This window comes from Burkholderia sp. Tr-862, assembly GCF_011753085.1.
GTDB lineage: Bacteria > Pseudomonadota > Gammaproteobacteria > Burkholderiales > Burkholderiaceae > Burkholderia > Burkholderia ambifaria.
The window spans coordinates 53,543-66,278 of sequence record NZ_VWWG01000012.1 but is presented as its reverse complement, the minus strand read 5'-3'; the positions used below and the strand labels follow the sequence as shown (position 1 = coordinate 66,278).

At 65.0% G+C, this 12,736-nt stretch carries 13 protein-coding genes; 12 read left to right on the top strand and 1 reads right to left on the bottom strand.

What is annotated here, in order from left to right; translation table 11 throughout:
* Positions 1 to 118: 118 nt before the first annotated feature.
* Positions 119 to 595 carry a transcription elongation factor GreA gene (gene greA, locus F3J14_RS06590; protein WP_006750301.1) on the top strand — a complete coding sequence of 159 codons (477 nt, stop codon included), beginning with the start codon at positions 119 to 121 and terminating at the stop codon, positions 593 to 595.
* 14 nt (positions 596 to 609) lie between these two features.
* Positions 610 to 1,068, top strand: coding sequence for a DUF4149 domain-containing protein (locus tag F3J14_RS06585; protein ID WP_166722329.1), 459 nt, complete (start codon positions 610 to 612; stop codon positions 1,066 to 1,068).
* A 58-nt stretch (positions 1,069 to 1,126) separates the two neighbouring features.
* Here the strand turns inward: F3J14_RS06585 and F3J14_RS06580 are convergent, their stop codons facing one another.
* Positions 1,127 to 1,654: a YhbY family RNA-binding protein gene (locus F3J14_RS06580; RefSeq protein WP_011656498.1), complete on the bottom strand. Its 528-nt coding sequence runs from the start codon at positions 1,652 to 1,654 to the stop codon at positions 1,127 to 1,129.
* A gap of 193 nt (positions 1,655 to 1,847) precedes the next feature.
* On the opposite strand from F3J14_RS06580, the gene F3J14_RS06575 reads away from it, so the two are divergent.
* The 10 genes from F3J14_RS06575 (at position 1,848) to phoB (ending at position 12,709) form a co-directional block, all read left to right on the top strand.
* On the top strand, positions 1,848 to 2,510 hold the full coding sequence (locus tag F3J14_RS06575; RefSeq protein ID WP_012363552.1) for an RlmE family RNA methyltransferase: 663 nt from the start codon (positions 1,848 to 1,850) through the stop codon (positions 2,508 to 2,510).
* 166 nt (positions 2,511 to 2,676) lie between these two features.
* A complete protein-coding gene (gene ftsH, locus F3J14_RS06570) occupies positions 2,677 to 4,572 on the top strand; it encodes an ATP-dependent zinc metalloprotease FtsH (protein WP_166722313.1) in 1,896 nt (631 codons plus the stop codon).
* A gap of 28 nt (positions 4,573 to 4,600) precedes the next feature.
* Positions 4,601 to 5,542 carry a dihydropteroate synthase gene (gene folP, locus F3J14_RS06565; RefSeq protein WP_348771948.1) on the top strand — a complete coding sequence of 314 codons (942 nt, stop codon included), beginning with the start codon at positions 4,601 to 4,603 and terminating at the stop codon, positions 5,540 to 5,542.
* A gap of 36 nt (positions 5,543 to 5,578) precedes the next feature.
* A complete protein-coding gene (glmM, locus tag F3J14_RS06560) occupies positions 5,579 to 6,934 on the top strand; it encodes a phosphoglucosamine mutase (RefSeq protein ID WP_166722311.1) in 1,356 nt (451 codons plus the stop codon).
* A gap of 448 nt (positions 6,935 to 7,382) precedes the next feature.
* A complete protein-coding gene (pstS, locus tag F3J14_RS06555; protein WP_006750308.1) occupies positions 7,383 to 8,417 on the top strand; it encodes a phosphate ABC transporter substrate-binding protein PstS in 1,035 nt (344 codons plus the stop codon).
* Positions 8,418 to 8,511: 94 nt separating this feature from the next.
* The gene (gene pstC, locus F3J14_RS06550) at positions 8,512 to 9,498 is read left to right on the top strand and encodes a phosphate ABC transporter permease PstC (protein ID WP_166722310.1); all 987 of its coding nucleotides are present in this window, start codon (positions 8,512 to 8,514) and stop codon (positions 9,496 to 9,498) included.
* On the top strand, positions 9,495 to 10,388 hold the full coding sequence (pstA, locus tag F3J14_RS06545; protein ID WP_006758673.1) for a phosphate ABC transporter permease PstA: 894 nt from the start codon (positions 9,495 to 9,497) through the stop codon (positions 10,386 to 10,388). The genes pstC and pstA overlap by 4 nt, the downstream gene beginning before the upstream one ends.
* Before the next feature lie 15 nt (positions 10,389 to 10,403).
* On the top strand, positions 10,404 to 11,252 hold the full coding sequence (gene pstB / locus F3J14_RS06540) for a phosphate ABC transporter ATP-binding protein PstB (protein WP_166722309.1): 849 nt from the start codon (positions 10,404 to 10,406) through the stop codon (positions 11,250 to 11,252).
* A gap of 18 nt (positions 11,253 to 11,270) precedes the next feature.
* Positions 11,271 to 11,975, top strand: coding sequence for a phosphate signaling complex protein PhoU (phoU, locus tag F3J14_RS06535; protein WP_166722308.1), 705 nt, complete (start codon positions 11,271 to 11,273; stop codon positions 11,973 to 11,975).
* A 32-nt stretch (positions 11,976 to 12,007) separates the two neighbouring features.
* Entirely contained in the window at positions 12,008 to 12,709 is a 702-nt protein-coding gene (gene phoB, locus F3J14_RS06530) for a phosphate regulon transcriptional regulator PhoB (RefSeq protein ID WP_006750313.1), read from the top strand.
* Positions 12,710 to 12,736 lie beyond the last annotated feature (27 nt).

Below are 12,736 nucleotides of genomic sequence, written 5' to 3'. Positions count from 1 at the left end.
GCAGTCAGTTTCCTGTCGAAGCAACACGTGCCGCGGTTAAGCGGTGTTTCCGGTTCACCGGAAATGCGCTTAATCGCGGTGATTTTTTTTATAGCCGTTATTATCGATTGAGCCGTTTATGAGCACCATTCCGTTGACAAAGCGTGGCGCAGAGCAACTGCGCGATGAATTGCAGCGCCTCAAGTCGGTCGAGCGGCCGGCCGTGATCACCGCGATCGCGGAGGCCCGCGCACAGGGTGATCTGTCCGAAAACGCCGAATACGACGCAGCGAAGGAAAAGCAGGGCTTCATCGAGGGCCGTATCGCGGAACTCGAATCGAAGCTGTCCGCCGCGCAGGTCATCGACCCCACCGTGCTCGATGCCGAGGGCCGTGTGGTCTTCGCGTCGACGGTCGAACTCGAGGATCTCGAGTCGGGCGACACCGTCAAGTATCAGATCGTCGGCGACGACGAAGCCGATATCGATCACGGCCTGATCTCGGTCAGCTCGCCGATCGCACGCGCGCTGATCGGCAAGTCCGAAGGTGACGTCGCGGCCGTGCAGGCGCCGAGCGGCGTGCGCGAATACGAAATCATCTCGGTCAGCTACATCTGAAGCCGGGCGACGTGATGCCGCATCGCGTGTTCCGTCTGCTGTCGGCCGTGTGGGTCGGCAGCCTGCTGACGATCGGGTATGCGGTCGCGCCCGTGCTGTTCAAGACGCTGGAGCGGATGACGGCCGGTTCGGTCGCCGCCCAGCTGTTTCGCATCGAGGCGATCTTCGGTGTCGTGTGCGGCGTGCTGTTGCTCGCGCTGTCGAACCAGCAGGTGCGGCGCGGTAGCGGCGATTATCGTCGCGTGCGCTGGATCGTCGCGGCGATGGTCGCGTGCGTGCTGGTCGGGTATTTTGCGCTGCAGCCGTTCATGAACGCGCTGCGAGTGGCCGCGATGGAAGCGGGCACCGATATCGCGAACTCACCGTATGCGAGCCGTTTCGGGATGCTGCACGGCGTCTCGAGCCTGTTCTATCTCGTCGAGAGCGTGCTGGGGCTGATGCTGATCTGGCGTCTGCCGGCACGAGACTCCTGAACGGCCTGAGCGCCGCACGGGCAGCGCGGCACGGGATGCCCCGTGCCGCCCGGCAGGATTACTTGTCCTGGTGCGGCCGCTTCGTGCTCGCCTGACGCTTTTTCGCGCGCTTCACCGTGCCGCCCGCCGTGACGCGCTCGTTGCCGCGCACGACGACCTTGGTCGGCTTCGGGCGACGCACGGGGCTCGCGTTCGGCGACACCTTGACGACCTTGACGGTGCGCGGTGCGCGGCCTTTCCTGTCGTCGCTGGCTTCGGCCGCGCTCGGCAGCGTGCCGGCACGACGGCCGCGGGCCGGGGCCGTCACGGCGGCCTCGGGCTTCCAGATCACCAGCAGCTTGCCGATGTGCTGGATCGGCGCGGCGCTCAGGCGGTCGCAGATCTCGTCGTAAATGGCGACGCGCTCGTCGCGCTCGTCACCGAACACACGGATCTTGATCAGCTGGTGCGCGGCGAGGTGCACCTTGATTTCCTTCAGCACTGCGTCGGTGAGCCCTTCGGCGCCGATCAGCACGACGGGCTTGAGCGCATGGGCCTGGGAGCGCAGCGCGGAGCGCTCGGCGGGGGAAAGCGAAAGGGCGGGCATGGAAATGTCGAAATCTAGATAAGGGGCGCTGCGTCAGAAGCGAATCGCGGGAAGTTACCGCATCAGCCGCGCGCCGAAACCACGTAAAATCGCGGCTTGGGCCTCAAAAGGGGCCGCAGCCGCGCGAAGAAGACGCGTATTATCCGCCAAAAGCACGGCTTCACGAAGCAAATAGCAGCAATCTCTCTCTCGAATGGCAAAAAACCGCTTCAACCAGCACTGGCTGCACGACCACATCAACGACCCGTACGTCAAAATGGCGCAGCGGGAGGGCTATCGCGCGCGCGCCGCGTACAAACTGAAGGAAATCGACGAGCAGGACAAGCTGATCCGTCCGGGCCAGGTCATCGTCGATCTCGGTGCGACGCCGGGCAGCTGGAGCCAGTATGCCCGCAACAAGCTCGCGCAGGGCAAGAAGCGCGACACCCAACGCGAAGGCGGCATCGACGGCACGATCATCGCGCTCGACCTCCTGCCGATGGAGCCGATCGCCGACGTCCACTTCATCCAGGGCGACTTCCGCGAGGACGACGTCCTCCGGCAGCTCGAGGACGTGCTCGAAGGTCGCGCCGTAGACCTTGTTATTTCCGACATGGCCCCCAACCTTTCCGGCGTGGCCTCGGCGGACGCAGCACGCATCGAGCATCTGTGCGATCTGGCGCTTGAATTCGCGCAGAACCATCTGAAGCCGGATGGTGCGCTGCTCGTGAAATGCTTTCACGGCAGCGGCTACAGCCAGATCGTCGAGAAGTTCAAGCAGCAGTTTAAGGTGGTCGCGCCCCGCAAGCCGAAGGCGTCGCGCGACAAATCGTCCGAAACGTTCATTTTGGGCCGGCAGCTGAAGCAACCGCGGTGACGCGGAGCGCGGTGCCGCAAACGGGCTCCGGCCCTTGCCAGACAAGCGAAGCGCTATCGCGGCGGTTGTCAATGCTTATGGCAGGGGTGGTCGGACTGGATTAGAATGACCGAGGAGCGCCGCAAGGAAAATGTAGGCGCTCGTCTACGAGTGAAGGAGTGGTGCTTTGAACAACAATATGTTTTCGAAGGCAGCAGTGTGGCTGGTGATCGCACTGGTGCTGTTTACGGTGTTCAAGCAGTTCGACAAGCCCCGCGTCCAGGAAGGTGTGTCCTATTCGCAGTTCATGGACGACGCCAAGAGCGGCAAGGTCAAGAACGTCATCGTGCAGGGGCGCAACCTCACCGTCACTCCGGCTGATGGCCAGAAATACCAGATTGTGTCGCCCGGCGACATCTGGATGGTCGGCGACCTGATGAAGTACGGCGTGCAGGTCAGCGGCAAGGCCGACGACGAGCCGAACGCGCTGATGTCCGCGCTGTATTACCTCGGGCCGACGATCCTGATCATCGTGTTCTGGTTCTACATGATGAGGCAGATGCAGGGGGGCGGCAAAGGCGGCGCATTCTCGTTCGGGAAATCGCGCGCGCGGCTGATCGACGAGAACAACAACGCGGTGAACTTCTCCGACGTCGCGGGCTGCGACGAAGCGAAGGAAGAAGTGTCCGAGCTCGTCGACTTCCTGCGCGATCCGCAGAAATTCCAGAAGCTGGGCGGGCGCATTCCGCGCGGCGTGCTGCTCGTCGGCCCTCCGGGTACCGGCAAGACGCTGCTCGCCCGCGCGATCGCCGGTGAAGCGAAGGTGCCGTTCTTCAGCATCTCGGGCTCCGACTTCGTCGAAATGTTCGTCGGTGTCGGCGCGGCCCGTGTGCGCGACATGTTCGAGCAGGCGAAGAAGCACGCACCGTGCATCGTGTTCATCGACGAAATCGACGCGGTCGGTCGTCATCGCGGCGCCGGCATGGGCGGCGGCAACGACGAGCGCGAACAGACGCTGAACCAGATGCTGGTCGAGATGGACGGCTTCGAGGCGAACTCCGGCGTGATCGTGATCGCCGCGACCAACCGTTCCGACGTGCTCGACAAGGCGCTGCTGCGTCCGGGCCGTTTCGACCGCCAGGTCTATGTCGGCCTGCCGGACATCCGCGGCCGCGAGCAGATCATGCGCGTGCACCTGCGCAAGGTGCCGATCGCGAACGACGTCGACGCAGCGGTCATCGCGCGCGGCACGCCGGGTTTCTCGGGCGCCGATCTCGCGAACCTCGTGAACGAAGCGGCGCTGTTCGCCGCACGTCGCGGCAAGCGGATCGTCGAGATGCAGGATTTCGAGGACGCGAAGGACAAGATCTTCATGGGTCCGGAGCGCAAGTCGGCGGTGATTCGCGAAGAAGCGAAGCGCGCGACGGCTTACCACGAGTCGGGCCACGCGGTGATCGCGAAGCTGCTGCCGAAGGCCGACCCGGTGCACAAGGTCACGATCATCCCGCGCGGTCGCGCGCTGGGTGTCACGTGGCAGCTGCCGGAGCATGACAACGAGACGTACTCGAAGGACTATCTGCTCGACCGCCTGGCGATCCTGTTCGGCGGCCGCGTGGCCGAGGAGCTGTTCCTGAACCTGATCAGCACCGGTGCGTCCGACGACTTCAACAAGGCGACGCAGACGGCACGCGCGATGGTGGCCCGTTTCGGCATGACCGATGCACTCGGACCGATGGTCTACGTCGACGACGAGAGCGACAACGGCCCGTTCGGCCGCGGCTTCACGCGCACGATCTCGGAAGCGACGCAGCAGAAGGTCGACGGCGAAATCCGCCGCGTGCTCGACGAACAGTACAGCCTTGCGCGCCGCCTGCTCGAAGAGAACCGCGACAAGGTCGAGGCGATGACGGCCGCGCTGATGGAGTGGGAAACGATCGACGCCGATCAGATCAACGACATCATGGAAGGGCGTCCGCCGCGCTCGCCGAAGAGCTCGCCGGCTGTCGGCGGTGACTCGTCGGGTGGCGGCACGACCGCCGAAGTGAAGCCGGCCAACGCGCCGGCGCCTGCTTCGCCGGCCTGAGCGCCGCTGTAGCACCGTTCACGGGCTGGTGTGGCTTCACACCGGCCCGTTTTGCATTCATCAACGCCTCCCGCCCGTGTCCGATTCCGCTGCTTCCGCGTTCATTCCCGCGCCGCTCCAGTGCGGCCGTTTCTCGCTGACGTTCGAACGCCCGCTCGTGATGGGCATCCTCAACGCGACCCCCGATTCGTTTTCCGACGGCGGCCGCTTCCTCGCGCGCGACGATGCGCTGCGCCAGGCCGAGCGGATGATCGCCGAAGGCGCCGACCTGATCGACATCGGCGGTGAGTCGACGCGTCCCGGTGCGCCGCCCGTGCCGCTCGACGAGGAGCTCGCGCGCGTGATCCCGCTCGTCGAAGCGCTGCGGCCGCTGAACGTGCCACTGTCGATCGACACCTACAAGCCGGCCGTGATGCGCGCGGCGCTCGCGGCCGGCGCGGACCTGATCAACGACATCTGGGGGTTTCGCCAGCCGGGTGCGATCGACGCGGTCCGCGACGGCAACAGCGGGCTGTGCGCGATGCACATGCTCGGCGAGCCGCAGACGATGCAGGTCGGCGAGCCCGACTATGGCGATGTCGTGACCGACGTGCGTGACTTTCTCGCCGGGCGCGCGCAGGCGCTGCGCGACGCGGGCATCGCGCCGGAGCGGATCTGCGTCGATCCGGGCTTCGGGTTCGGCAAGGCGGTGGTCGACGACAATTACGCGCTGCTGGCCGCATTGGCGGACACGGCGCCCGCGCGGCCCGACGGGCGCGCGTATCCGATTCTCGCGGGCATGTCGCGCAAGTCGATGCTCGGCGCGGTGATCGGCGACAAACCGCCGATGGAACGCGTCGCGGCGAGCGTGGCGGCCGCGCTGTGCGCAGTCGGGCGCGGCGCCGCGATCGTGCGCGTGCACGACGTCGCGGCGACGGTCGACGCGCTAAAGGTCTGGAATGCCGTGCGCGAAGCCGCGCGGCAACGATAAGTCAGAACTCAGAAAGACGAAGGAGGAAGATTCGCCATGGGACGTCGATATTTCGGCACGGACGGCATTCGCGGCACAGTAGGCGAGGCGCCCATCACGCCTGATTTCGTGTTGCGTCTCGGCTATGCGGCCGGCAAGGTACTGGCCGGCACGGCCGACGTCGCGGCGGGTGCGCGTCCGACGGTGCTGATCGGCAAGGACACGCGCGTGTCGGGCTACATGCTCGAGGCCGCACTCGAGGCCGGCTTCTCGGCAGCCGGCGTGGACGTGATGCTGGCCGGCCCGATGCCGACACCGGGCGTCGCGTACCTGACGCGCGCGCTGCGCCTGTCGGCCGGTGTCGTGATCAGCGCGTCGCATAATCCGTATCAGGACAACGGCATCAAGTTCTTCTCAGCGGACGGCAACAAGCTGCCCGACGATACCGAAGCCGCGATCGAAGCGTGGCTCGACAAGCCGCTCGAATGCGCATCGTCGGACCGGCTGGGCAAGGCGCGCCGCCTCGAAGACGCGGCCGGCCGTTACATCGAGTTCTGCAAGAGCACGTTCCCGGCCGCGTATGACCTGCGCGGGCTGAAGCTCGTGATCGACTGCGCGCACGGCGCCGCGTACCAGATCGCGCCGCACGTGTTCCACGAACTCGGTGCGGACGTGATCCCGATCGGCGTTGCGCCGAACGGCTTCAACATCAACGACGGTGTCGGCGCGACGGCGCCCGATGCACTCGTGCGCGCGGTGCGTGCGAACCATGCGGACCTCGGCATCGCGCTCGACGGCGACGCGGACCGCCTGCAGGTCGTCGATTCGACGGGGCGGCTGTTCAACGGCGACGAGCTGCTCTACGTGCTCGTGAAGGACCGGATCGCGACGGCCGGCAAGGTCGACGGCGCGGTGGGCACGCTGATGACGAACCTCGCGGTCGAGGTCGCGTTGCAGCGCGAAGGCGTGCCGTTCGTGCGCGCGGCGGTCGGCGACCGCTACGTGCTCGAGCAGTTGCGCGAACGCGGCTGGCAGCTCGGCGCGGAAGGCTCGGGCCACATCCTGTCGCTCGACCGCCATTCGACCGGCGACGGCATCGTGTCGGCGCTGCTCGTGCTCGCCGCGCTCAAGCGCAGCGACCGCACGCTCGCGCAGATGCTGGACGGCGTCACGCTGTTCCCGCAGAAGCTGATCAACGTGCGGATGAAGCCGGGCGCGGACTGGAAGGGCAGCGCATCGATTCGCACGGCGATCGACGCAGCCGAAAGCGCGCTCGCCGGCAGCGGCCGCGTGCTGATCCGCGCGTCGGGCACCGAGCCCGTGCTGCGCGTGATGGTCGAGGCGCAGCATGCGGCCGACGCGACCCGCCACGCGGAAGCGATCGCCGACGCGGTGCGGATGGCCACGAGCTGAGCCGAACCGGATCGGCGACGGCGCGCGACGCTCCGGCCGAGTGCGCGCCGCCACTGCGATGAGTCGACCTGCGGCGCCTTCGGGCGCCGCAATTCATCAGACGCAAAGGTTTGCGCTATTAAATAGAAAGGGCTTCGGCGCGGATTTCATCTGACGGAAGAAATCATCCGACCCTGAGCAGAAGCAGGGCACGGCCACCTGTTTTCGCCGCGACATGATCGCCCACGCATCCCGGTCAAAGGGTGCCCATGCCGTCCCTGCCTGACCGGCAATTCTTGCCGTCATCCCCGCCGCGCTTGGCCTCCGCGGCCCCTCGCACAAGGCCGGCTACATCCTTTCAACCAGTCATGTTACTGTCACGCCAGTTTCATCGATTGTCACATTAACGTCATGAGGAGCCCCTAACCTTCGCGGTGCCGTAGTCATCCGCTCACACACTGGAGGTCTCATGAAATTGATGCAAACCGCGATTGCCGGCCTGGCTGGCGCGCTTTTCGCCGTTGCCGCGCACGCTGCCGACATCACGGGCGCAGGTAGCACGTTCGCCATGCCGATCTATACGAAATGGGCTGCCGACTACCAGCAGTCCGGCGGCGCGAAGGTGAACTACCAGGGTATCGGTTCGTCGGGCGGCCTGAAGCAGATCAACGCGAAGACGGTCGATTTTGCCGGTTCGGACGCTCCGCTGAAGGATGAAGAGCTCGCGAAGGAAGGCCTGTTCCAGTTCCCGACGGTGGTCGGCGGCGTGGTGCCGGTCGTCAACGTGCCGGGCGTGAAGGCCGGTGAACTGACGCTGTCGGGCCCGGTGCTCGGCGACATCTATCTCGGCAAGATCAAGAAGTGGAACGATCCGGCGATCGTTGCACTGAACCCGAAGGTCAAGCTGCCGGACACGGACATCGCGGTCGTTCGCCGCGCTGACGGCTCGGGCACGAGCTTCATCTGGACGAACTACCTGTCCAAGGTGAACGACGAGTGGAAGTCGAAGGTCGGCGAAGGCACGACGGTCAACTGGCCGACGGGCACGGGCGGCAAGGGCAACGACGGCGTCGCAGCCTTCGTGCAGCGCCTGCCGGGCGCAGTCGGCTACGTCGAGTGGGCGTACGCGAAGAAGAACAACATGGTCTACACCGCGCTGAAGAATTCGACGGGCACGGTGGTCGAGCCGAAGACGGAAACGTTCAAGGCCGCTGCTGCCGGCGCGAACTGGTCGAAGTCGTTCTACCAGATCCTGACGAACCAGCCGGGCAAGGAAGCATGGCCGGTCGTCGGCGCGACGTTCGTGCTGCTGCATGCGAAGCAGGACAAGCCGGAGCAGGGCGCCGAAACGCTGAAGTTCTTCAGCTGGGCGTTCAAGAACGGCGAGAAGGCGGCTGACAGCCTCGACTACATCTCGCTGCCGCCGGCAGTCGAGGCGGAAATCCGCAAGCAGTGGAAGACGAAGGTCACGGACGCATCGGGCAAGCCGGTCGCCGCGGAGTAAGCATTGCAGCGGTTCACTGCCCGGCCGTGCCGGTCGGGCAGTGTGTGCGGTAAGGCCGGGCGTCACGGCGCCCGGCGATCCAGAACAGGCACCCATGTCTGAAATTTCCTACACGTCCTCCCGGTCCCCCGACGCCGCGTCGCAACGCGCGCCGAGCCGTCTCGGCGACGTTCTGTTCGGCGGCCTCGCACGGCTTGCCGCGATCGTGACCCTGCTGCTGCTGGGCGGGATCATCGTTTCCCTGATCATTGCGTCGCTGCCGACCATCCAGAAGTTCGGCCTCGGCTTCCTGTTTCAATCCGAGTGGGATCCGAACTCGGATGTCTACGGCGCACTCGTGCCGATCTACGGCACGATCGTGACGTCGATCATCGCGCTCGTGATCGCGGTGCCGGTCAGCTTCGGCATCGCGCTGTTCCTCACCGAGCTGTCGCCCGTTTGGCTGCGCCGCCCGCTCGGCATCGCGATCGAGCTGCTCGCCGCGATTCCGTCGATCGTGTACGGCATGTGGGGCCTGCTCGTGTTCGCGCCGATCTTCGCCGAATACTTCCAGAAGCCGATCGGCCGCATCTTCAAGGACGTGTGGGTGATCGGTCCGCTGACGTCCGGCGCGCCGATCGGCATCGGCATCCTCGCGGCCGGCGTGATCCTCGCGATCATGATCATCCCGTACATCGCGTCGGTGATGCGCGACGTGTTCGAAGTCACGCCTGTGCTGCTGAAGGAATCGGCGTACGGGATCGGCTGCACGACGTGGGAAGTGATGTGGAAGGTCGTGCTGCCCTATACGAAAACCGGCGTGATCGGCGGCGTGATGCTCGGCCTCGGCCGCGCGCTCGGCGAAACGATGGCCGTGACCTTCGTGATCGGCAACACGAACCTGCTCGACAGCGTGTCGCTGTTCGCGCCGGGCAACAGCATCACGTCGGCGCTCGCGAACGAATTCGCGGAAGCGCAACCGGGCCTGCATACGTCCGCGCTGATGGAACTGGGCCTGATCCTGTTCGTGATCACGTTCATCGTGCTGTCCATCTCCAAACTGCTGCTGCTTCGTCTCGAGAAGGGAGAGGGCAAGAAATGAGCGAGCCCATCATGAATTTCCCCGGGCCGAACGGCGCCGCGCTCGACGCGATGCGCAACCGCCTGCAACGCAGGCGCAAGTTCACCAACGCGATCGCGCTCACCGCGTCGCTCGGCGCGATGGCATTTGGCCTGCTGTGGCTCGTGTGGATTCTCTACACGACGGTGCACCTCGGCGTCGGCGGCCTGTCGCTGCAGTTGTTCACCGAATCGACGCCGGCACCGAACACGGAAGGCGGCGGTCTGGCGAACGCGATCGTCGGCAGCCTGCTGCTGTGCGGTTTCGGCACGCTGGTCGGCACGCCGATCGGCATCCTCGCGGGCGTCTATCTCGCCGAATACGGCCAGAAGAACCTGCTCGCGAGCACGATCCGCTTCATCAACGACATCCTGCTCTCGGCGCCGTCGATCGTCATCGGCCTGTTCGTGTATGCGATCGTCGTCGCGAAGTCGGGGCGTTTCTCGGGCTGGGCCGGCGTGATTGCGCTCGCGCTGCTGCAGATTCCGATCGTGATCCGCACGACCGAGAACATGCTGAAGCTCGTGCCGAACGCACTGCGTGAAGCAGCCGTCGCGCTCGGCACGCCGAAGTGGCGCATGGTGCTGAAGATCACGCTGCGCGCGTCGGTCGGCGGGATCGTGACGGGCGTGCTGCTCGCGATCGCGCGGATCGCCGGCGAAACGGCGCCGCTGCTGTTCACGGCGCTGTCGAACCAGTTCTTCTCGTGGAACATGAGCCAGCCGATGGCGAACCTGCCCGTCACGATCTACAAGTTCGCGATGAGCCCGTTCGCCGAATGGCAGTCGCTTGCATGGGCGGGCGTGTTCCTGATTACGCTCGGGGTGCTCGGACTCAACGTCCTGGCGCGCTCGATCTTCTCGAAAAAGTAACGGCGGAGCGATCCGATGAATATGGCAGAAAGCCACCTGAATTCCGTCGAGCGCACCGCTGCGCCCGCCGGCACGCACGACGCGGTGCATGGCAGTCCGCTGGCGCCGCTGAACGCGAAGATCGAGGTCAACAACCTCAACTTTTTCTACAACAAGTTTCACGCGCTGAAGAACATCAACCTGCGCATTCCCGAAGGGAAGGTGACGGCGTTCATCGGCCCGTCGGGCTGCGGCAAGTCGACGCTCCTGCGCACGTTCAACAAGATGTACGCGCTCTATCCGGAGCAGCGCGCCGAAGGCGAAATCCTGATGGACGGCGAGAACCTGCTGACCACCAAGCGCGACATCTCGCTGCTGCGCGCGCGGATCGGCATGGTGTTCCAGAAGCCGACCCCGTTCCCGATGTCGATCTACGACAACATCGCGTTCGGCGTGAAGATGTTCGAGAAGCTCACGCGCTCGGAGATGGACGACCGCGTCGAGTGGGCGCTGTCGAAGGCCGCGCTGTGGAACGAAGTGAAGGACAAGCTGAACCAGAGCGGCTACGGGCTGTCCGGCGGCCAGCAGCAGCGTCTGTGCATCGCGCGCGGCATCGCGATCCGTCCGGAAGTGCTGCTGCTCGACGAGCCGTGCTCGGCGCTCGACCCGATTTCGACGGGCCGCATCGAGGAGCTGATCGCTGAGCTGAAGAGCGACTACACGGTCGTGATCGTCACGCACAACATGCAGCAGGCCGCGCGCTGCTCGGACTTCACGGCCTACATGTACCTGGGCGAGCTGATCGAATTCGGCGAAACCGAAAAGATCTTCATCAAGCCGGTGCGCAAGGAAACGGAAGACTACATCACTGGCCGTTTCGGCTGATGACGGAGAACAACAACCATGTCGGATAAACATCTGTCGAGCCAGTTCGACGCGGACCTGAATGCCGTGTCGTCGAAAGTGCTGGAAATGGGCGGACTCGTCGAGTCGCAGATCGTCGGCGCGATGCATGCGCTGAACGAATTCGACCGCGACGCGGCCGAGAAGGTGATCACGGCCGAGGAAACGCTGAACGCGATGGAAGTCGACATCGACCAGGAGTGCGGCAACATCATCGCGCGGAGACAGCCTGCCGCGCGCGACCTGCGCCTTCTGATGTCGATTTCGAAAACGATTACGAACCTCGAGCGCGCCGGCGACGAGGCCGAGAAGATCGCGAAACGCGTGCGCCGCCTGGTCGACGAACCGGCCGCGCGCACGGTGAACATCGCCGAGATCAAGGTGTCGGGCGAGATGGCCGTGACGATCCTGCGCCGCGCGCTCGACGCATTCGCGCGCCTCGATACGGTGGCCGCCGCGCAGATCGTCAAGGACGACAAGGAAATCGACCTTGAATTCCGCGCGTTCGTGCGCAAGCTCGTGTCGTACATGCAGGAAGATCCGCGCACGATCTCGGTCGGCCTCGAATATCTGTTCATCGCCAAGGCGATCGAGCGGATCGGCGACCACGCGAAGAACATCGCGGAGTTCATCATCTACATCGTGAAGGGCACGGACGTGCGGCATCAGCCGCGCGACACGCTCGACCGTGAAGCCAACAGTTAACGCGACCACGTACAGGAAGAACAGAGGTGCCGATGCCCAGCAACATTCTCGTCGTTGAAGATGAGCCCGCGATTTCCGAACTGATCTCGGTGAATCTCCAGCACGCCGGTCACTGCCCGATCCGCGCATACAACGCGGAGCAGGCGCAGAACCTGATCAGCGATGTGCTGCCCGATCTCGTGCTGCTCGACTGGATGCTGCCGGGCAAGTCCGGCATCGCGTTCGCGCGCGACCTGCGCAACAACGAACGGACCAAGCACATCCCGATCATCATGCTGACCGCGCGTGGCGACGAGCAGGACAAGGTGCTCGGCCTCGAAATCGGTGCGGACGACTACGTGACCAAGCCGTTCTCGCCGAAGGAACTGATGGCGCGTATCAAGGCCGTGCTGCGCCGCCGCGCGCCGCAGCTGACCGAGGACGTCGTGTCGATCAACGGGCTGCGCCTCGATCCGGCCACGCATCGGGTCGCCGCGCACGGCGACGGCAGCGAGATCAAGCTCGATCTCGGCCCGACCGAATTCCGCCTGCTGCATTTCTTCATGACGCATCCGGAGCGCGTGCACAGCCGCACGCAACTGCTCGACCAGGTGTGGGGCGATCATGTATTCGTCGAGGAGCGCACCGTCGACGTGCACATCAAACGATTGCGCGCGGCCTTGAAACCGGCCGGCTGCGATGCGATGATCGAGACCGTGCGCGGCAGCGGCTACCGGCTCGCCAAGCACGCGTAACGTATTCGCGCATGCCGTGTGCCACGG

What these genes read in the sequence shown, in the direction of transcription:
- greA (WP_006750301.1), top strand. Translation starts at nt 119, where the DNA reads ATGAGCACCATTCCGTTGACAAAGCGTGGCGCAGAGCAACTGCGCGAT.
- F3J14_RS06585 (WP_166722329.1), top strand. Translation starts at nt 610, where the DNA reads ATGCCGCATCGCGTGTTCCGTCTGCTGTCGGCCGTGTGGGTCGGCAGC.
- F3J14_RS06580 (WP_011656498.1), bottom strand. Translation starts at nt 1,654, where the DNA reads ATGCCCGCCCTTTCGCTTTCCCCCGCCGAGCGCTCCGCGCTGCGCTCC.
- F3J14_RS06575 (WP_012363552.1), top strand. Translation starts at nt 1,848, where the DNA reads ATGGCAAAAAACCGCTTCAACCAGCACTGGCTGCACGACCACATCAAC.
- glmM (WP_166722311.1), top strand. Translation starts at nt 5,579, where the DNA reads ATGGGACGTCGATATTTCGGCACGGACGGCATTCGCGGCACAGTAGGC.
- pstS (WP_006750308.1), top strand. Translation starts at nt 7,383, where the DNA reads ATGAAATTGATGCAAACCGCGATTGCCGGCCTGGCTGGCGCGCTTTTC.
- pstC (WP_166722310.1), top strand. Translation starts at nt 8,512, where the DNA reads ATGTCTGAAATTTCCTACACGTCCTCCCGGTCCCCCGACGCCGCGTCG.
- pstA (WP_006758673.1), top strand. Translation starts at nt 9,495, where the DNA reads ATGAGCGAGCCCATCATGAATTTCCCCGGGCCGAACGGCGCCGCGCTC.
- pstB (WP_166722309.1), top strand. Translation starts at nt 10,404, where the DNA reads ATGAATATGGCAGAAAGCCACCTGAATTCCGTCGAGCGCACCGCTGCG.
- phoU (WP_166722308.1), top strand. Translation starts at nt 11,271, where the DNA reads ATGTCGGATAAACATCTGTCGAGCCAGTTCGACGCGGACCTGAATGCC.
- phoB (WP_006750313.1), top strand. Translation starts at nt 12,008, where the DNA reads ATGCCCAGCAACATTCTCGTCGTTGAAGATGAGCCCGCGATTTCCGAA.